The sequence below is a fragment of the Erythrobacter sp. S57(2025) genome, assembly GCF_057365055.1.
Genome location: NZ_CP200299.1, coordinates 2,769,316 through 2,788,313, shown reverse-complemented (window position 1 = coordinate 2,788,313; position 18,998 = coordinate 2,769,316). Strand labels below are relative to the sequence as shown.

Genomic DNA, 18,998 nt, shown 5'->3' with positions numbered 1-18,998 from the left:
GACAAGCTGCGCCCGCTGCGTGCGGGCGGTCGCCCTTGTGGCGCCCCGCGCCGAGTGCTTCACCTTCGGCTTTGAGCATCTTTTTGTCGTGTGCTGCGTAACTTTCCTCAGGTCGCTTACGAAATATATTTTGAGCAACCTATTAACCTGCACGCAACTCGGCCGTGCTTATAGAGGCCTCAAGGCGAAATTAACCAAACTTACGAGACGACAAAATGACCCTCTTCACCTCTGACCTCACCCGCAATTTTGCTATCGGCTTTGTCGCTGGCGCTTTGATGGTTGGTGCAGGATTTGTGAGTGAAAATGAGGTCAGTTTGGAATCTCCCGCGCGCGCTGCCACACCGCTCGAAGCGCCGCAGCCTGCTGGTGAATTTCTGATTGAGCCTATCGGAGACTTCTAAATGAAGCGCATTTTTGCGTTGGCTGCGGCCGCTCTCGCTTTTGCCATCCCGGCGGCTCCGGCTGCCGCGCTTGATGAGCCGGTCAATGCCCCCGCTCCTCAACGCATCGCCAATGAAGGCGCTGGTTTGAAAACGGCAATCTTTGCAGGTGGCTGTTTCTGGGGCGTCGAAGGCGTGTTCAGCCACATCAATGGCGTAAAATCAGCAGAAAGCGGCTTTCACGGCGGCTCTGCTGCAACAGCCAGTTACAACCGCATCATCGCAGGTGGCACCCAGCATGCAGAGGCGGTGCGCATCACTTACGACCCCTATGTCATTCGGTATGACGAATTGTTGCGCATCTTTTTCTCTGTTGTTGCGGACCCAACCCTTCGCAATCGCCAAGGCCCCGATGTGGGCGCGCATTATCGCAGCGCACTGATCCCCACCAGCGCTGAACAACGCTCCGTTGCGCAAGCCTATTTGGCGCAAATGGGCCGTTCGGGCGTGTGGGATCGTCCCATCGTCACCCGAATTGAAAACCAACGGACATTCTACGCCGCCGAGGCCTACCATCAGGACTTCATGGCGAAGAACCCGCGTCACGGATATATTGTTCGTTGGGACGCGCCAAAGGTCCGCGCATTGCGCCGCATGTTCCCAAGCGATTATCGCTCACAATTCTTGCGCGATGGCTGATTGTCGAACTGCATCTGGCCTAAGCGCGCGCGCCGTCCTATATTAGCAGGATGGCGACAAAGCATCAGCACGCTCACAAAGAGCATTCCGGCGAAGAATTGATCGAGGCGGCACGCGCTGCCTTGGTTGAGGGTGGCGAACAATGGACTAGCATGCGCGAAGCGGTGTTTGCCGAATTGGCGCAGCACGAACGCCCTGCCTCTGCCTATGACATTGCCGATAATCTGTCGCGCGCACGCGGCAAACGGGTCGCGCCCAACTCAATCTACCGCATTCTCGACCTGTTTGTGGCCAAAAATTTGGCGATGCGGGTCGAAAGCTCAAACGCCTATCTCGCCAATTCTCACCCGGGTTGTGAGCATGACTGCATTTTCCTCGTTTGCGATGAATGCGGCGAGGCGAAGCATGTCGATGATGAGGCTGTGAGCCGCTCAGTTCGCGCTTTAGCCGATGCGCGCAACTTTCAGGCAGAGCGACCAGTCTTGGAGATTCGGGGGTTGTGCAGCACTTGCGCGTGACGCAAGTTTAATACCGTCAAGTCAGTCTGACATTGCAAAATGTCACAAGCACGCGACTAAACGCCGGTGAGCCGTGCTTCAGTTGCGATAAAGCGTTTATCGACAGTTCAGTTTCAAAGGTGTAGGGCTTTTTCTTATGAGTCTACCACCAGAAACACCGCTGCTCGATACGGTCCCAACGCCCGACGAGCTTCGCCAACTCAAGCCTGAGCAATTGCGGCAATTGTCCGATGAATTGCGCGCCGAAATGATCGATGCGGTCAGCGTATCTGGCGGGCATTTGGGATCGGGTCTGGGTGTTGTCGAGCTGACTGTTGCAATCCACTATGTCTTCAACACACCCGATGATCGCCTGATTTGGGATGTGGGCCACCAATGCTATCCGCACAAAATTCTGACCGGGCGCCGTGACCGCATCCGCACTTTGCGTCAAGGCGGCGGGCTTTCGGGCTTCACCAAGCGTGCTGAAAGCGAATATGATCCTTTCGGTGCGGCGCATTCGTCAACGTCTATCTCAGCGGCGCTTGGCTTTGCCATGGCCAACAAAATGAACGATCAGCCCGGCCGCGGGATTGCTGTGATCGGCGACGGCGCGATGAGCGCTGGTATGGCCTATGAGGCGATGAACAACGCGGCCCAAGCGGGCAATCGCCTGGTCGTAATCCTTAATGACAATGACATGTCGATCGCGCCGCCGGTGGGCGGATTGTCCGCCTATCTCGCGCGGATGGTGTCGTCTTCTGAATATCTGGGGCTGCGCTCGCTCGCCTCTAAAGCGGTAAAGAAGATGAGCCGCCGCATGCATGAAGGTATGCGCAAGGCCGAAGAGTATACGCGCGGCATGGTGACCGGCGGCACTCTGTTTGAAGAGCTTGGTTTCTATTATGTCGGCCCAATCGATGGTCACAATCTCGACCACCTGATCCCGGTGCTTGAAAATGTGCGCGACACATCTGAAGGGCCCGTGCTGATCCATGTCGTAACGACCAAGGGTAAGGGCTACAAACCTGCTGAGGAAAGCGCCGACAAATATCACGGCGTGCCCAAGTTTAACGTTGTGACAGGCGAAAAGCAGAAAGGGTCTGCCGGACCGCCGGCCTATCAGAACGTGTTTGGCGATACGCTGGCAAAACTTGCCGAAACCGACAGCCGCATCTGCGCGATTACAGCAGCGATGCCGTCGGGCACCGGTGTGGACCGGTTCTCTCAGGCGCATCCTGATCGCAGTTTTGATGTTGGCATTGCCGAACAGCACGGCGTGACGTTCGCAGCCGGGTTGGCCGCGCAAGGCATGCGTCCCTTCGCGGCAATTTATTCAACATTCCTTCAGCGCGCCTATGACCAAGTGGTGCATGATGTTGCGATCCAGAACCTGCCGGTACGCTTTGCGATTGACCGGGCTGGTCTGGTTGGGGCCGATGGTTGCACGCATGCTGGCGCGTTCGACATCGCCTATCTTGCGACGCTGCCGAACATGGTGGTGATGGCCGCAGCTGACGAAGCTGAGCTGGCCAATATGACCTACACCGCGGCCGAATATGACGATGGCCCTATCGCTTTCCGCTATCCGCGTGGCAGTGGCACCGGCGTTCCCATCCCTGAAACGCTTGAAAAGCTGGAAATCGGCAAGGGCCGCGTTGTGCGCGAGGGGTCCAAAGTTGCGATCCTGTCGCTTGGTGCGCGGCTTGAAGAGGCCAAAAAGGCAGCCGACACGCTTGAGGCAAAGGGGCTTTCTACAACCGTGGCTGACCTGCGTTTTGCGAAGCCACTCGACCAAGACCTCATTGCCCGCCTGATGCGCGACCACGAAGTGGTTGTGACCGTCGAAGAGGGCGCGATTGGCGGTCTTGGCGCGCATGTGCTGACTTACGCCAGCGACGAAGGGCTAACCGATGCTGGGCTGAAAGTTCGCACAATGCGCCTGCCCGATGCCTTCCAAGATCAGGATTCGCCGGACAAGCAATACGAAGAGGCTGGCCTAAACGCTCCGCAAATCGTCGACACGGTGCTTAAAGCATTGAAGCACAATTCAGCCAATGTGGAAGAAGCGCGGGCCTAGGCCACGCTTCACGCGCTACTCAGATGAGTTGGCGGGGACGGTAATCGTGACCACCTGCGAAAGGCTTGTGTCCGGTTGTTGAGCCGGCTCATGGTCCTCTGCTGTGGCATCACCCTCCTCATCTAACGCGTCCAACCCCTCCTCAATCTCTTGCAAGATAGCAGGGGGCTCTGGTGGTTCTTCACCGCGCAGCAGTGCTATTTCGCGCTCGCGCCGTGCAAGGTATGTATCGCGCCGGGCGGCGTAGGGGTCGACCGTGTTTTCCAGCCGCCCAAGTTCCTCATCGACTTCGAGCCGGGCATCCAGATTGCTGATCACGAAGTAGGGAACGGCATATTCAGGCGTGTTGAAAGGTTGGCCAACAGCGGTTGGCAGCACCAGCTGATCGAGCGAGTTTCCAACCAGATCGCGCACCGTTGTTGCACCTGTTATCGGTAGATAGAGATAGGCTCCGGGCTCCACCCCATAGTATCCCAGCGTATTTGCAAAGCCATTGCGGCGATAGGGCAGGTTAATCCCGGGCTTTTCGGCAATGTCGATCAGCCCGCCCAGACCCAGCGTCGAATTGATAGCAAAGCGACCGAGTGTCTCGACCGCATCGCCGATTTTCAGCTGCAGAAGGAAATTGAGGAAGTTGGCAGGCTCGCTCAAATTGCGAACGACATTGCCCAAACCGTCTCGCAGAGGGTCGGGCAGACCGTCGCGATAGGCATAGGCGACGGGTTCAAGGAAGACCTCATCCAAATCCTGCGTGATGCGATAGCTGGTCTCATTAAACTCGGCGACCGGATCGCTCTCGGGTGGACCGTACGAACCTTCAACTACGATTTCATTGTCGGTATTATCGTCAGTGACCGGATCATCCGGATCTTGCGCAGGGTCCTCAGACAGGGGTGGTTCTTGCGAGCTAGTTAGAGACCAACTGAGCGGCATTAGTGCGTGGCCCGCTGCTGAGGTAGCCGATCCGGCAACGATCGGTGCAGTCGTATGAACTTGTGCAATGGGCGCTGGCGGTAAGGGCCCCAGCAACATGGGCGATCCCATCACCATCAATGCGGCGTGTGGCATTCAAATACTCCTGCCAACCGTCACAATACGAAATAGCATTGATGACAGAGAATTCCGATTGGTTACCTATACTTGGGTCGAGCTGGACCTATAGTGAAGGGCCCTTGCCCGTGCCTGATGCGACACCGTGTTGCATAGTGTTGATGAGCGCCCTCCAAAGATGCGAGGGGGAACGGGGCCGTCAGTGCGCGAAGTGCGGCGAATGGACATGAAATTGAGCGAAAGAGCGGTGCAAGAATGATCTGGCTGACACGCATTTTGGTCTTCACCGCGACCGCCTATTTGGTGGCTTTGGCGATTCTGTTTGTGTTTCAGACGCGTTTTATCTTTCCAGCACCGCAGGATCGCCATTTGCCAGCGCCCGGCTTTACAGCCGCCGAGATCACAACCGATGATGGGCTGGACCTTACAATCCATTGGCGCGCACCAGCCGGGGAAATGCCTGTGGTCGTTTGGTTTCATGGCAATGCAGGATCGCTTGCGGCCTCTGCCAATGAAACCCGCACTTTAGCGGCAGCCGGTTATGGCCTGCTGCTCGCATCATACAGGGGCTATGGCGGCAATCCAGGATCGCCCTCAGAGGATGGCTTTTACAAAGATGGCCGGGCGGCGATGGCATATCTGAATGCGCAAGGTATCAATGCTGAGCGCACTATCATCGCAAGCAACTCCATCGGATCGGGCACCGCTGTCCAAATGGCGACAGAGTTCGATCCGGCCGCCTTGATGCTAGTCTCGGCCTTTTCGAGCCTGACTGATGTCGCAGTGGACGCAGCGCCGCTGTTTCCAGTGCGCTTACTCTTGCAGCACCGTTTTGAAAATGCCGAGAAATTGCCCGAAATCGAGGCTCCGATTTTGATGCTGCATGGTGACGCAGACAATGTGGTGCCGTTCGAAATTGGGAAGAGGCTATCGCACTCTAATCCTGCGACGACGTTTATCGCCTTTCCCGGCGCGGGCCATGATTTGAGCTATTGGCAAGAGGCGCAAGACGCGCAGCTTCAATGGCTAACGGAGCAGGGGTTCTAGCGCTCAGCGCCTAAAACCATCGCCAGAACCCTGCCGGGATGCCGCCCAATGGCATGTGCAGCCAGCTAAAGAAGATGAAGAAAATAAGCCCCAGCGTCCATGGCAGCGCGCCCGCTTTTGCGAAACCAGAAAGTTGCGGCCAATAGCTGGTCTGGCTTTCCCACGCTTGCCAAGCCTCACCCATTTGCTCGCGCTTTTTGGCGTCCTGAAGTTTTGATCCGACCAGCGCCAATATGCCGATGGCTAGCGCGACGATCAGCGTGCGTACGCTCCACCACAAGATGATATGCGAAAGCGCCCAAAGTGCAAATCCCCACATCATCGGATGACGAGTGATATTGAAAACGCCCTTGGGCGCGGCACGGGCCCGCTCTTCGGCCTTGGGTGTCGGCATCGCGGGATTGCCGATCAAGGAACCGGCAAACAACACCATGGCGGGAAAGGTGATCACGGTCGCAATCGCCCACCCAATTTGCCCTGTCCCCACAAGGTCCGATGCAGGGGCCGCCTTGAATGCTAGATAGACCCAGAACAATGTCGCCAGGCTGACAATCGAATAGGCGATTTGAAAGCCTAGATTTCCAAGCATGCCGACCATCGATTTTCGCAATGTATGAGACATGAGGAAGTGGGTGCCGACAAAGGCCGCATTGGCCGCGACGAGGTTTATGATGATCCCGCTCATACCCGCAAGACTAGCACCCTCGCGGTCAAAAACCTACGATTTCAGGCCAGTCGGAATGATGGTTGCCTGCGCGGTTGCCACATGGCTTTGGTCTTGATCCGCATCTTCCGCCCAAACATCTGCACGAACAACGACTTGCCGCTTTCCCGCTTTGACTACGGCACCCTTGGCGCGCAGTCGCGCAGCTTTGGCTGGGCGTAGAAAGTTGATTGTGTAATTGCCTGTGACGACATCGCCGACCACGGATGCGCCCGCCCATGCACAGGCATTGTCCGCCATCAGACCGACAATCGCGCCGTGAGCAAAGCCGTGATGTTGGGTCATTTCTGGCCTCAATTCGAGCAGCAGCTCGCTTTGCCCCTCCCATACCAAGAGCGGTTCTACATTGAGCCAATTGGAAAAGCCTGATCCCGCCACGGCCACACGGCGCATGTAATCGAGCGAGGCTTCGGGGCTGTCGAAACGGGATTGCGGCATGGTGATTTCCTTTAAGTCTGATTCGCAGACTTTATGGCCCTTGCCATTCCTCCTGACAAGTCTGATATGCAGACCTATGAAAACCTACCAAGCCTCCCGTTCGCCTTGCCCAGTAAGCCGGGCCGCGCGCGTGTTGGGGGATCGTTGGATATTGCTGATCCTGAGAGAGGCGTTTTTGGGTGCTGAGCGGTTTGAGGAGTTTGTCGATCGGCTCGGCATCAATCGTGCCGCCCTAACGTCGCGTCTCGGTATTCTTCAAGATGCCGGGTTGCTGGTTCGCGAACCGCCCGAAGGAAAACGCGCCGCCTACCGCCCAACCGAGGCGGCGCGAGCGCTCATCCCGCTCTATGCCGAAATGGCGAAATGGGGGGCGCAGCACCTCTTCGAACCGGGCGAAGCCAGCCAGGATTGGTCCGCCAAATTCGGCTAACGTCCTTCGATTGAAATCAGTTCGACCTTGAAAAGCAAAGTCGCGCCGCCCGGTATCGGCCCCCGGCCTCGCGGTCCGTAAGCCAGACTTGCAGGTGCGGCGAGTTCGATGGTTTCGCCCACGCGCATCTGTGGGATGGCCATTTCCCATGCGGTGATCAGGCCGCTCAACGGAAATGTTGCAGGAGCTTCCCGCTCGTAAGAGCTGTCGAACACTTCGCCATCGATGAATGTGCCTTCGTAATGGACGGTTACTCTGTCGGCGGCCGTCGGCTGCTCGCCTTGCCCGAGATACTCGATGTAGCGCCAACGCAGGCCGCCCTCCATCGTGTACCAGCCATCGCTGGCCATGAGGCCGGAGAGATAGGCCTGTTGGGCGTTGAGGTAAGTGCGTTGCTCTTCAGCGCTTGGCGTTGTGGCTTCGCCTGTCTCTACGTCCTGCGCGACCGCTGGGGTGGCGGCCAATAGCAAAGCCATAACGGAGGATTTGTGCAACACTCTCATCACCAATCATACGCCTTCGGCAGATCGCTTTCATCAAGGTCGCGATATCGTTCGCGCAGGCGGCTTTGATGGCTTTCGAGCGATTGTTCGACCCCGCCAATAAAGATCTGCGTTGGCACCGATCCGACTTCCAATGGGTCGCCATCCCAGATCACCACATCGCCCATCGCGCCGGGGGCCAGCACCCCTGCTTGGCCGTCATAACCGCTGATTGCGGCGGGCACAGAACTGATCGCAGCGAAAGCCTCACCCCAGCTGAGGCCAGACGCACCGGGAAGCTTGCTGATTGCAACCAGATTGCCTGCGGCCTGATTCATATTGCGCGGATTTGTGCCAGAATTGGCGCTGATGGCGACCGTCACACCCGCGCGCTTCATGCGGCCAATATTGCTTTGCGTAGCGGCCAGCACTTCAAAGCTTTCGGGCAAATCATCAAGCGCATCGGCAATCACTGGCACACCGGCTGCGGCGATAGCATCGGCAACAAGCCACCCTTCACCAGCGCCCACGAGCACCATGTCGAGCCGTGGGAAATCTTCGCGAAGGGCAAGGACGGAGCGGATATCGGAGGCGCGTTCGACAGCAACATAAAGCGGTTGTCTGCCGCTCACGACCGGAACCAAAGCTTCGGCGTCGAAGCGGCTCAGCATCACTTCACCATCATTGCCGATTTCTGTAGTCTGGGGTGTGCCTGTTCTGCCAGCTAGAGCCTGTGCTTCGCGCAAGGCGGCTCTGAAAAGCACATAGGCCGCCGCCCGGCTTCCGCCTGCACGGCGAGCTCCGCCTTCGCCCAAATCGACCATCTGGAAGGCGCGTTCGCGCATGATCGGATTGGTGTCGCCGTCCAGATCAATGATCGCGCCTTGGCCAGCAAAAATAGAACCCGATGGCACCATTGATGTGGCCGCGCGGGTAATCCCCGCGGCTCGGTGGACCAAGATGTTCTGAGAGCTCGGGTTCACTATCGGGGCTGAATCAAGCGCCGCGCTAAACGGAGCGCCGCCAGCGCGTGTGTCATTGCTTTCGCTAACCGCGCCCACGTCCCATAGTCCGAGCGTCGTAACAGTCGCGAACAATCCGGGGGTGACATAGGCATCACCTGCATCGATCACTTGGTCGGTTTCAAACGAGCGACCATCCGCGACGCCTGCGTAGACGACCTTGCCGTCTTCGACCATGACCACCCCGTCGGCAATCGGATCGCTACCATCACCTGTGGCGAGGGTTGCATTGACAATCACCAAGTCTTGAGCGGAAGCAGGGACTGCGCTTAGAGCCAGTGCTGAAACAGCGAGTGTTAGAAGGCGCTTCATTTCACGTCTCCTTCACCGGGTTGGCCAAGCTCAAAATCACTCACCGGCCTGCGCCTGCGATCATTGGCATCATACAGCAATGCGCCATCGACCCAGACCCGTTCAGGACGGGAATAGACGCTCAGCGGATCGCCATTCCACAAGACGACATCGGCCATCTTGCCCGGTTCAAGGCTTCCGGTCATCTCATCAATACCCATCGCCTTTGCCGCGTTGAGAGTGATCCAGCTAATCACATCGGCATCGGCAAGCTCAATTCCCATGCGAAGCCCCGCAGCCTGCGCTTTGGCAGCTTCTTGGTTGAGCCGTTGAATGTCATTTTCGCTGTCCGAGTGGATGACAACGCAGGCACCAGCTTGTTGCAGCAAAGCCGCGTTTTCGAGGATGCCGTCATAAGCCTCCATCTTAAAGCCGTACCAATCGGCCCAGATCGCGCTGCACACTTCGTTTTCGCGCAACAGATCGCCAATTTTGTAAGCTTCAACTGCGTGGTGGAAGGCGGTGACGCGGTATCCCATCTCCTTGGCCATATCCATCACTAGCGCCATTTCATCAGCGCGGTAGCAATGGTTGTGAACGAGGATCTCACCGTCGAGCACTCCAACCAGCGTTTCCTTCGCAAGGTCACGATCGGCATCTTCGTTATTGGCGTAGTCAATCGCGTCGAGCCATGTCTGGCGATTATAGGCAAAGTTGCCCATCCGGGTCGAAGGAGCACGCCCGCGCCCGCCATAAACCCGCTTTGGATTTTCACCGCAGGCCATCTTAAAGCCATATGGCGCGCCGGGGAATTTCATGCCCTGAACCGTGCGGCTGGGGACGTTTTTGAGAGTAACCGTGCGCCCACCCATGAGGTTAGCTGAACCGGGCAGAATTTGGAGGCTCGTCACACCGCCATTGGCGAGAGCGCGGCTGAAACCGGGATCTTGCGGCCAGACCGAATGCTCTGCCCAAACCTCAGGCGTGGTTGGGCTGGTCGCTTCGTTGCCGTCACTATGCGCTTGCACGCTAGGTGTGGGATAGTCGCCAAGGTGGGAGTGAATGTCGATGATGCCCGGCGTTACGAATTTGCCCGAGCCATCGATGACGTCATAGCCTTCAGTCGACAGGTCGCTCCCGCCTACTGCTACCACTTCGCCGTCACGAAACAGCACCGTGCCGCCTTCGATCATTCCGCCAGCGCCATCATAGACTGTGGCACCGACTAGAGCCGTTGGCCTGCCCGGGTAGCGATTATAGGTCGAAGGGAAGGGCTTGTCGGCTTCGGTGATCGCCGCGTAGCGCGGTGCGTCATCGTCGGAAGAAGCATTAGCTGTGCCGGTCGTCGCACACGCTGCGAGCGCCAATGCGCTTGTTAGCAGGGCAATGCCAGCGCCCCGTTTGCCTGAGTGAAACTTAGCCCAATTCAACGACATCGCTGGTCCCCTGATTGCCCGAGAAAGCATGATGCTTGCCGGGAAATCAGGGGCTTGTCCAGCGCGTTTGGACGAGCGGCTTTAGGCCTTCGTGATGTGCGGGTCAGCGCCGCCAGCAGGTGCTTCACCAAAGACGCGTTCGGCTTCTTCGGTTACTTCGTCATCCTTGAGCGTATCGAGGTGCATGAGCTTTTTGATAAGAGGACTGATGACCATCACGCCAATGCCGATGACGACAGCGTAGAGGCCGACAGTTTCGTAAACGCTCAGCACCACTTCTTTACCAGAAGCATCGCCAACGCCCTCTGCACCGGTCGCTGCTGCGATCAGGCCAGCCGCGAAGTTGCCGGTTGCCGATGCAAAGAACCAAGTGCCCATGATAAGCGAGGCCATATGCGCAGGTGCCAGACGGTTCATCGCTGACAGACCAACTGGCGAGAGGCAAAGCTCACCGGTGGTGTGCAGGAGGTAGATGAGGAAGATGAAGATCACAGGCGTCGGAATGTTGATACCAACACTTTGTGCGCCCCAGACCAGCACCAAGAAGCCAAGACCAACCTGAACAACGCCAAGTCCGAACTTCATTGGAGTGGATGGGTCGAGGCCCTTTTGACCAAGGAACGTCCAAAGCGTTGCGAAGACAGGCGCAAGCAGGATGATGTAGATGGCGTTGATCGACTGGAAAGTCGATGCGGGCACACCACCCCGATCCACGTGGCGATCGGTAAACAGGTTGAGCGATGACCCGGCTTGCTCAAAGAGCGCCCAGAAGACGATCGAAGTCGCAATCAGGAACATCGCTGCAAAAATGCGGTCACGATCCTCGCTTGGCAGCTTGATCACAGCGGTGCCGATCACATAGCCGACCAAAATGAGACCAAAGCCGCCCAGCAAGAAGCCAACAACGGACTGATACTGGATCAGCAGCCAACAGATCGCGACAAGACCAAAGCCGATTGCATACATGCTCCACTCAGTGCCTTTGGCGAGTGGCTTAGGTGGTTCACCGCGACCCAAAAGCAGGCCTTTGCCGAGCGTGAAAACGATCAGACCTGCCAGCATGCCAATGCCAGCAAGGCCAAAGCCATAAGCCCAGCCATAAGTCTCGCCGATGTATCCGCAAAGCAGCGAGCCGATAGCGGCGCCCAAGTTAATTCCCATGTAGAAAATCGTATAGGCACCATCGCGGCGCACGTCGGTGCGCGGATAAAGCTGGCCCACCATCACCGAAATGTTGGCTTTCAAGAAGCCGGAACCCACGATGATCAATGCCAAGGCCAACCAGAACACATAGATGATCGGATTGTCCGAATTGCCAGCAGCAGGCTCCCCTTCAAATGCCATGAAGAAGTGGCCCAAGGTCAACAGAACTGCGCCAAAGGCAACCGCCTTGCGTTGGCCCAGAACCTTGTCAGCCATATAGCCGCCGACTGCTGGAGTGATGTAGACCAGTGCGGTGTAAGCACCGTAGATGATCCCTGACTCACTATCAGAAAACAGCCAGTGTTTGGTTAGATAGAAAATCAGAAGCGCACGCATTCCATAATAAGAAAAGCGCTCCCACATCTCCGCGAAGAAGAGGACGAATAGGCCCTTTGGATGGCCCATGATGGTCCCTGCGCTATCGCCGTCCGGCAAAGCTTGAGTGGTCATGTCAGAAATATATCCCCGATATCGCCCGGTCCCTCCCAGGCTGTTATCTGCTGCACCCTAGCGCCCAAATGCCATGTGTGAAGCTTTTGTTTCGCGCCGCATGTGCAATCTTGCTTGGCTAGTGAAAACTTGACGCGCATGGCTGTATTATGTCACTGAGGCACCTAGAGAGTATGCCATGAACCAGTCAAAACCCGTCTATCTCAAGCTGCGCGATCAGATCGCCGCCGCCATTATCCAAGGTGTTTATGCCGAAGGTGCGATGCTCCCATCGGTGCGCGCTTTGGCGGCCGAGCAAGGGGCCAATCCGCTAACCGTTGCGAAAGCTTATCAGCAATTTCAAAGCGATGGCCTTGTCGAAGTGCAACGCGGTGTTGGCATGTATGTGGTCAAAGGCGCGGCGGAATTGCTTCGCAAGCGCGAGCGTGACCTGTTTCTGCGTGAGGAATGGCCTGAGATTAAAGCACGCATGGCGCGGCTTGGGCTTAAACCAGCGGACCTAGTCGAACAGAGCTAAATTGCGGCGTTTTAGTGCTGGCAACGTGTCAAAGTGGTGCGTTTTTGGGCTGTCTTGGTCAATTTGGGGCTAACAAATTTTGCTCTGATCCTTGCGAGGAAACCATCATTCTGGCAGTTACATTCTCAGAGTGCTGCCCGCCGGGTCCGGGCTTTTATTTGAACAGCGGGCCAAAGGTCCGCAGCGGTCGATACGCGGCAAGCAGGGTCTGCGTGACACGCTGGGAGGGCAACATGATACGATCCGAGCTTCTACAAGAGCTCCATAAGGACAATCCCGAATTGCGCGCAGAAGAAGTCGAACAGGTTGTCGACGTCTTTTTCGATGAGATTGCGCAGCGTCTTTCGGAAGGTGGCCGTGTTGAGCTGCGTGGTTTTGGAGCGTTTTCAACGCGCGAACGCGAAGCACGCACAGGCCGCAATCCACGCACGGGCGAAGCGGTTGCGGTGCCAGCGAAGAAGGTTCCTTACTTCAAAGCGGGCAAGGAAATTCGCAAGCGCCTGAACGACGGCTAGGCGTATTCTAGCTTAAGCAAATTCAAACGCGCGATCTTCGTCGCTAAGCTGCTGATCGATTGGCAGCTTGCGTTCTCTATTGAGCGCTTGGAATACAAGTTCAACGATCTGCTCGCTGCCGCGTTCGCTGGTAACGTCGACGGGCATCATGCCAAGTTCGGTGAATTCGCTGACTGCATCTGGACCGGGTAGCGCGATCACTCTTGCGACATTGGGCAAACGTTCCTGCACAAGCGGGGTGAGCTCGCGTGAGATGGATAGGTTGCCTGTGGCGATTACGATCACCTCGCGCTTACCCATTCCCATTGCATCCCAACTGCGTGGATCGGCGGGGTTCGCCTGATGAACCTGATATCCATCGGCCAATGCTGTTTCGAACCGCTGAGCATTGGCCTCGACTGCCAAATAGCCAATGTGATTGAAACTTAGCGCATCAGCGACCGCGCGGCCTGATGGGCCAAGGCCAATGATGACCACTGGCGCGTCGTCGCCGTCCATTTTTTCATCAGCTGGTCCCTGACGCAATTTGCCTGCCAATTTGCGTCCAAGATTTGAAATAAGGGGAGTAACCGCCAGACTGACCGCAATCGCCGTGACGATGATCGAGATAAAGCGCGGCTCCACCAAGCCTGCGACAGCTGGCAGGGCAAAGATGATCAGGGCAAATTCGCTGCCCTGTCCAAGCAGAAAACCAAGCTGGATAGACCCTGGGACAGACCAGCGATTGGCCAGTCCTGCTAGCACGTTGAACAGGCATTTAAGCGTGATGAGCCCAGCCGCAGCGGCGATGACCCATAGCCAGTTTTGCGACAACAGCACCGGGTCGATCGACAGCCCTACCGAAATGAAGAAGAAACTCAGAAACAGTCCGCGAAACGCGTCAATCTCTGTCTGGACCATGATCCGATAGCGCGAATCGGCAACCGCCATACCGCCCAAGAAAGCACCCAGTGTCAGGGAAAGGCCCGCCAGCCCTGTCGCCCATCCTGCCGCCAAGGCGATGAAGAGCGCGGTGGCTGTATAGACCTCGCTGCTGCCAACACGCGCAATAGCCTTGAACAATGGACCCGTGAGGTAGCGTCCAAATGCAACCGCTATCGCGAAGGCTGCCAATGCCTTGAGTCCTGCAAGGCCAAGCGCTGGGGCCATCGCACCGCCAGAGCTGAGGGATCCTGCGGCAACCAACAGAAGGATCGCAGCAATGTCTTGGAAAATCAGGATCGACTGGGCCGCTCTTCCAACCGGGCAGTCTTCTTGGTCACGTTCTCTCACCAATCCGATAACAACCGCGGTAGAGGATAGGCCAAGCGCAAATCCGCCAATGATCGAAAACGCCAAAGGCAGGCCAAATGCCAAAAACAGTGCGGAGAACCCTCCACCCGCCACTAGCATTTGCAAAGTGCCAAATCCGAAAATGTTCGCAGCTTCTGCCCGAATTTTGCCAAGCGAGAAATGCAAACCAAGGTTGAACAGCAGGAACATCACGCCCGCTTCGGCCAGGGTTGCCACAATCGGTCCGCTGAAATTGTCCGCAAAACCCAGCGCTGCAAGAGCCAGTCCTAGGCCCAAATATCCAACAATGGGGTTCAACCGGACGGCGCGCGAAAGCAGCGCAGCGCCGATGCCTAGACCCAGCAACGTTATCGCTGGCTGGATGGTTGCAACCACGGAATGAGCATCGTGAACACTTTCGCCGGCCAATTTAGTGTCCTTGCTATGGTTTGAACCCTGATGTGCTGAGATGGTTTACATCAGTATTGCGCACAAGTCCTGTTGCCCCGGCGCGCTGCGCTGGCTATCGCGCTTTTCGCAAACATTGGCCAGTCAATCTTGGCCAGCAGCGGGTGTGGCGGAATGGTAGACGCCGGGGACTTAAAATCCCCTGATCCTATAGATCGTGTGGGTTCGAGTCCCACCACCCGCACCACACTCTAGCTCGATACGTTTCAATTCTGTTCTGTGGTCTGAGGTTCACGTGTGCTTGCGCTGTGGGACCTGAGGCAAACCCAGCATGCCAAATTATGCTTTGTTCGGCTTTTTGACGGGGCCGCCATTGAAGGGGGCCAATTTTGCAAGAATGATTGGCGCAATCCGTTCGCTCCAAGGCCGGGCGACGCCATCGAAATAAGTTGACTCGAAGTCTACTTGGTCCAGTATCGAGGGCTCGAATATGGCGGGGAATAGGCATTTCTTGGGCTAAAAAAATAGGTATTGGGCTGCTGCTGGCGATCCTAGTGGCCGGATTGACCACATATGTTTGGGCGATTTTGCCCATTACGGTTGAGCGCAAGAACCCTGATGATGCAGTCGAGTTGCTTAATGCACGCGCGCCAAATGGCGTCCAGTACAGCGAAGGCTACTTCGAGCACGAAGGTCACTCACTGCATTATGTCGAGGCAGGCGACGGCGAACCGATTGTGTTCCTGCATGGCTTTCCCTCTTTTTGGCTCTCAACAGTGCGTCAGATAGAGTATTTCAGCGGCAATCACCGAGTTATCGCGATTGACGGTCTTGGCGCAGGCAAATCAGATGCGCCCTCGGACCCAAAGCCCTACCAGCTTGAGGAGATGAGCGCGCATGTTGCCGCCTTGTTGGACGAGTTGGGAGAAGAGCGCTTTCATCTCGTTGGGCATGATTGGGGATCGGCCTTCGCTATCGGCTTAGCGCAGCGTTATCCGGACCGCGTTTTATCCGTGACCGGGATCAGCGCCCCTGCGATCAACGCCAGTTTGTACGCCCTCGAAAGCGATCCGAAGGCACGCGAGAGTGCGAACTATGTGGAACGCTTCAAGCTAGCCAATCCCCCGCTTCTCGTCCTGCTTGGCACATCGGACACGATTTATGATGGCGCCTATCGCCCTTTGGTTGAAGATGGGATGCTTTTACAGGAAGAAGGGGATCTGTTCCGACAGGCCACAAGCGATGCCAAGCGCATCAACGCTCATATCAACTGGTATCGGGCCAATATACCGCATCCCAATGATGTGACTGAGAGCGACTTTTGGCCGTCGCGCGATGCTCGGGTACCAATGCCAGCTTTGTATATCTGGGGCGAGGAGGATCCGATTTACAACGAGGCAACGATGGAGAGGCTCATCGGTTTATCAGATCAGTCGAGCCTCCTGATCTTTGCCGGAATCGGGCATTGGCCCCATGTGCGAGAGGCCAACAAAGTGAACGCAGCGATTGAAGAACACATCGCGGCTTCTTCGCACGCGGTTGGTGATTAATCCTCTAATGCATAGGCGATGACATAGCCGCCTTTGCCATCAACCACGGCCTGAGAATCGATGTATTGGTTCGTCGCAGGATCACGCGGATAGCGCCAAGTTGGATTGGGCACCGTGACAATCAGATACTGTTTGCCGTTCTGCTGCGACCGATATGTCATGGGGGTCGCCAGCCCATTTCCAGGTAGCTCCGATTCCCATTTCACCTCTCCAGTGCGAAGGTCATAGGCCCGAACTTTCTCGTCCATGGTCGAGCTTAGGAATGTCAGGCCACCGCGTGTGGTCAAAGTCCCGGCGCGCACTGCCGTTCCAACCTCATAAGGAATGCCGGAGCGTATGTTGAACGGGCCGGACTGGCTCATGTCGCCTGCCGGGCGGCTCCACAGCAGCTCTTTTGTGTTCAAGTCGATTACAGCAATCTGCGACCATGGCGGCTCAAAACAAGGAACATGCGTGCCCAGTCGCGACATGAATGGCTGCGGATAGCCGTATGCCTCAATACGGCGAAAGTCATAAGGGTCATTCGGATCGGGTTCGCCCAGTTCCGGCATGGGCGCATCGTCAGAATAGCGGACATTGGGATGGTTCGGGCCGAGCACGAACTGTGCAACCGGGCCAGCTTCTGCGACTTGTTCCTTGGTCACCATGCTCAACCTATGCGCCAGCATCATCGGCGCAGCGACTAGCAGACCGTTATCTGCATCGACGGAGACGCTGCCCCAGTTAAAGCCACCAAAATTGCCTGGATAAAGCATCGTCCCTGTTTGAGTGATGCCCGTAACCATGGACGGCGGGGTATACATCCCCTCGTAATTCATGGTGCGATATTCGATCCGGCAGACCATCTGATCAATCGGTGTGAGGCCCCACATGTCCTTTTCGTGACGATATGGGTGAAAGTCCGGCAGTGGGGAATCGGGCTGGGTTGGCGACAGTTTCTCTCCGGGCACATCGCTGCCTTGGGGAACGGGCACCTCGGGGATGGGGTGAACGGGCGAGCCATCACGGCGGTCCAGCAGGAAGATGTCACCCATCTTGGTTGGGACAGCCACTGACGGGATCAGCTCTTCCTCTACGCGCACATCCACCAGAACAGGTTGCGCAGGAACGTCATAGTCCCAAACATCATTGTGCACTGTCTGATACTTCCACCGTTCGCGCCCGGTGGCTGCATCAATGGCAACTACGGCGGAGGAATATTCCTTTTCAAAATCTCGCCTGATGCCGCCAAAATAGTCTGGGGAAGGGTTGCCAGTTGGCGCATAGATCAGCCCCAACTCAGCGTCATAACTCATGATCGACCAGACATTAGGCGTGCCAGGTGTATATGTTTCGCCTTCAGCGGGCGGCCCATTGTTGTCAGGGTTACCCAGATCCCAAGCCCAGCTCAGTTCGCCTGTCATGACATTGAATGCACGAACGACGCCTGAGGGATGCCCCAAATCCTGAGTATCGGCGACTTGCCCGCCAACCACGAGGTTGTCTCCTGCGACTAGCGGGGAAGACGTTACCCAATATTCGAACCGTTCGTGATCATCACCGAGGCCTTCCCATAGGTCGACCACGCCGTTCTCGCCAAAGTCGGTGCAAATCTCTCCCGTATCGGCATCGACAGCGAGGATCGTCGCATCGACCGTAGCGGTAACGACGCGTTTGGCGCATTCTCCGGAATATCCCTCGGGTGCCTCATGATAGCCAACTCCGCGACAGGTGCGGGCATATTGGTTTTCCATTGGCGGCTGAATGCCGTGATCATAGCGCCAGATTTCTTCTCCCGTCGCATCGTCGATAGCGATCATCACATTGCGCGCGGTGCACAGGTAGAGCCTGCCGTCGATATTGAGCGGTGTGGCCTTAAAGTCTTCCTCAACACCGGTGCGATATCGCCAGACCTCTTTTAACCCTCCGACGGTTTCGACATTGATATCCTCGACCGTGGCAAAGCGCGTGCCGCCTTCGGTGTTTCCATAATGAGGCCAATCGTCACTTTCAGCGATTGCATCGCCGGCTCGGACTGTGCCTTGGCCATTCTGGACGTAACCTTGCAAGCTTGCGATCGATAGGGCCGCTATGGAAGCGAGCGATGCGCCGCCGACCCACCACCTGCTTGTGGGCTGCACAGGCGGCTCGCCCGCGGTATCTTCAGAAGGCGCGCGAAGCGTCTGCCGATACCAAGGTGTAAGAAACCAGACACCCAATCCTAGCCACATTGCCAGCCTCGGTAGAAGGGCAAGAAAGTGGAGTTCGGCTTCGAACAGCGCCCATATCAGCGTGATGCCAAGGATGGCAGCAAAAAGCTTTGGCGCTTTGTCACTGCGGCGAAACACCAGCACGACCAAAGCCAGGCTCGCAATTCCAGCAAGCAGATAATACGGGCTGCCGGTGAGGTAGATCAAAAACCCGCCGCCCAGCGTCAACAAAACGCCGATCAGCGATAGGATGATGATGAAAATCCAATGCAAGATGCTCGAAATTTTCATCGCATGATCTCTCTTTTGTCCGAC

At 56.7% G+C, this 18,998-nt stretch carries 18 protein-coding genes and 1 tRNA gene; 10 read left to right on the top strand and 9 right to left on the bottom strand.

Annotated elements, in window-relative coordinates; genetic code table 11:
• Positions 1-215 precede the first annotated feature (215 nt).
• From AC0V6N_RS13290 to dxs, 4 genes are all read left to right on the top strand, one after another.
• Complete coding sequence (locus AC0V6N_RS13290; protein ID WP_486172023.1) at positions 216-404, top strand: hypothetical protein; 189 nt, start codon at positions 216-218, stop codon at positions 402-404.
• Positions 405-1,082, top strand: a complete 678-nt coding sequence (msrA, locus tag AC0V6N_RS13285; protein ID WP_486172022.1) for a peptide-methionine (S)-S-oxide reductase MsrA — start codon at positions 405-407, stop codon at positions 1,080-1,082.
• Between the two features lie 50 nt (positions 1,083-1,132).
• Positions 1,133-1,600 carry a Fur family transcriptional regulator gene (locus AC0V6N_RS13280; protein ID WP_486172021.1) on the top strand — a complete coding sequence of 156 codons (468 nt, stop codon included), beginning with the start codon at positions 1,133-1,135 and terminating at the stop codon, positions 1,598-1,600.
• Between the two features lie 136 nt (positions 1,601-1,736).
• Positions 1,737-3,659, top strand: coding sequence for a 1-deoxy-D-xylulose-5-phosphate synthase (gene dxs / locus AC0V6N_RS13275; RefSeq protein ID WP_486172020.1), 1,923 nt, complete (start codon positions 1,737-1,739; stop codon positions 3,657-3,659).
• Between the two features lie 15 nt (positions 3,660-3,674).
• Here dxs and AC0V6N_RS13270 read toward each other — a convergent pair whose 3' ends face one another.
• Positions 3,675-4,727, bottom strand: a complete 1,053-nt coding sequence (locus AC0V6N_RS13270) for an MlaA family lipoprotein (RefSeq protein WP_486172019.1) — start codon at positions 4,725-4,727, stop codon at positions 3,675-3,677.
• Between the two features lie 237 nt (positions 4,728-4,964).
• Here AC0V6N_RS13270 and AC0V6N_RS13265 point away from each other — a divergent pair, with 237 nt between their 5' ends.
• The gene (locus AC0V6N_RS13265; protein WP_486172018.1) at positions 4,965-5,756 is read left to right on the top strand and encodes an alpha/beta hydrolase; all 792 of its coding nucleotides are present in this window, start codon (positions 4,965-4,967) and stop codon (positions 5,754-5,756) included.
• A gap of 10 nt (positions 5,757-5,766) precedes the next feature.
• Here the strand turns inward: AC0V6N_RS13265 and AC0V6N_RS13260 are convergent, their stop codons facing one another.
• Both AC0V6N_RS13260 and AC0V6N_RS13255 read right to left on the bottom strand, forming a co-directional pair.
• A complete protein-coding gene (locus AC0V6N_RS13260) occupies positions 5,767-6,441 on the bottom strand; it encodes an NnrU family protein (RefSeq protein WP_486172017.1) in 675 nt (224 codons plus the stop codon).
• Between the two features lie 33 nt (positions 6,442-6,474).
• Positions 6,475-6,918: a PaaI family thioesterase gene (locus AC0V6N_RS13255; RefSeq protein ID WP_486172016.1), complete on the bottom strand. Its 444-nt coding sequence runs from the start codon at positions 6,916-6,918 to the stop codon at positions 6,475-6,477.
• On the opposite strand from AC0V6N_RS13255, the gene AC0V6N_RS13250 reads away from it, so the two are divergent.
• On the top strand, positions 6,917-7,348 hold the full coding sequence (locus AC0V6N_RS13250; protein ID WP_486172015.1) for a winged helix-turn-helix transcriptional regulator: 432 nt from the start codon (positions 6,917-6,919) through the stop codon (positions 7,346-7,348). The two genes, AC0V6N_RS13255 and AC0V6N_RS13250, sit on opposite strands and share 2 nt — an antisense overlap.
• Here the strand turns inward: AC0V6N_RS13250 and AC0V6N_RS13245 are convergent.
• From AC0V6N_RS13245 to AC0V6N_RS13230, 4 genes are all read right to left on the bottom strand, one after another.
• The gene (locus AC0V6N_RS13245) at positions 7,345-7,845 is read right to left on the bottom strand and encodes an FKBP-type peptidyl-prolyl cis-trans isomerase (protein ID WP_486172014.1); all 501 of its coding nucleotides are present in this window, start codon (positions 7,843-7,845) and stop codon (positions 7,345-7,347) included. The two genes, AC0V6N_RS13250 and AC0V6N_RS13245, sit on opposite strands and share 4 nt — an antisense overlap.
• A 5-nt stretch (positions 7,846-7,850) precedes the next feature.
• Complete coding sequence (locus tag AC0V6N_RS13240; RefSeq protein ID WP_486172013.1) at positions 7,851-9,164, bottom strand: amidohydrolase family protein; 1,314 nt, start codon at positions 9,162-9,164, stop codon at positions 7,851-7,853.
• Positions 9,161-10,579: an amidohydrolase gene (locus AC0V6N_RS13235; RefSeq protein WP_486172012.1), complete on the bottom strand. Its 1,419-nt coding sequence runs from the start codon at positions 10,577-10,579 to the stop codon at positions 9,161-9,163. Before AC0V6N_RS13235 ends, AC0V6N_RS13240 begins: the two co-directional genes overlap by 4 nt.
• Positions 10,580-10,660: 81 nt before the next feature.
• Entirely contained in the window at positions 10,661-12,232 is a 1,572-nt protein-coding gene (locus AC0V6N_RS13230) for a peptide MFS transporter (protein WP_486172011.1), read from the bottom strand.
• Positions 12,233-12,410: 178 nt separating this feature from the next.
• Between AC0V6N_RS13230 and AC0V6N_RS13225 the strand changes: the two genes are divergently transcribed.
• Positions 12,411-12,749: a GntR family transcriptional regulator gene (locus AC0V6N_RS13225; RefSeq protein WP_486172010.1), complete on the top strand. Its 339-nt coding sequence runs from the start codon at positions 12,411-12,413 to the stop codon at positions 12,747-12,749.
• Between the two features lie 233 nt (positions 12,750-12,982).
• Positions 12,983-13,264, top strand: coding sequence for an integration host factor subunit beta (locus AC0V6N_RS13220; protein WP_486172009.1), 282 nt, complete (start codon positions 12,983-12,985; stop codon positions 13,262-13,264).
• Positions 13,265-13,276: 12 nt separating this feature from the next.
• Here the strand turns inward: AC0V6N_RS13220 and AC0V6N_RS13215 are convergent, their stop codons facing one another.
• Entirely contained in the window at positions 13,277-14,965 is a 1,689-nt protein-coding gene (locus tag AC0V6N_RS13215; protein ID WP_486172008.1) for a cation:proton antiporter domain-containing protein, read from the bottom strand.
• Between the two features lie 139 nt (positions 14,966-15,104).
• On the opposite strand from AC0V6N_RS13215, the gene AC0V6N_RS13210 reads away from it, so the two are divergent.
• Positions 15,105-15,191: transfer RNA gene (locus AC0V6N_RS13210), tRNA-Leu, on the top strand.
• A 307-nt stretch (positions 15,192-15,498) separates the two neighbouring features.
• Positions 15,499-16,494 carry an alpha/beta fold hydrolase gene (locus AC0V6N_RS13205; protein ID WP_486172007.1) on the top strand — a complete coding sequence of 332 codons (996 nt, stop codon included), beginning with the start codon at positions 15,499-15,501 and terminating at the stop codon, positions 16,492-16,494.
• Here the strand turns inward: AC0V6N_RS13205 and AC0V6N_RS13200 are convergent.
• Positions 16,491-18,974 carry an outer membrane protein assembly factor BamB family protein gene (locus AC0V6N_RS13200; protein ID WP_486172006.1) on the bottom strand — a complete coding sequence of 828 codons (2,484 nt, stop codon included), beginning with the start codon at positions 18,972-18,974 and terminating at the stop codon, positions 16,491-16,493. The two genes, AC0V6N_RS13205 and AC0V6N_RS13200, sit on opposite strands and share 4 nt — an antisense overlap.
• Between the last annotated feature and the right edge of the window lie 24 nt (positions 18,975-18,998).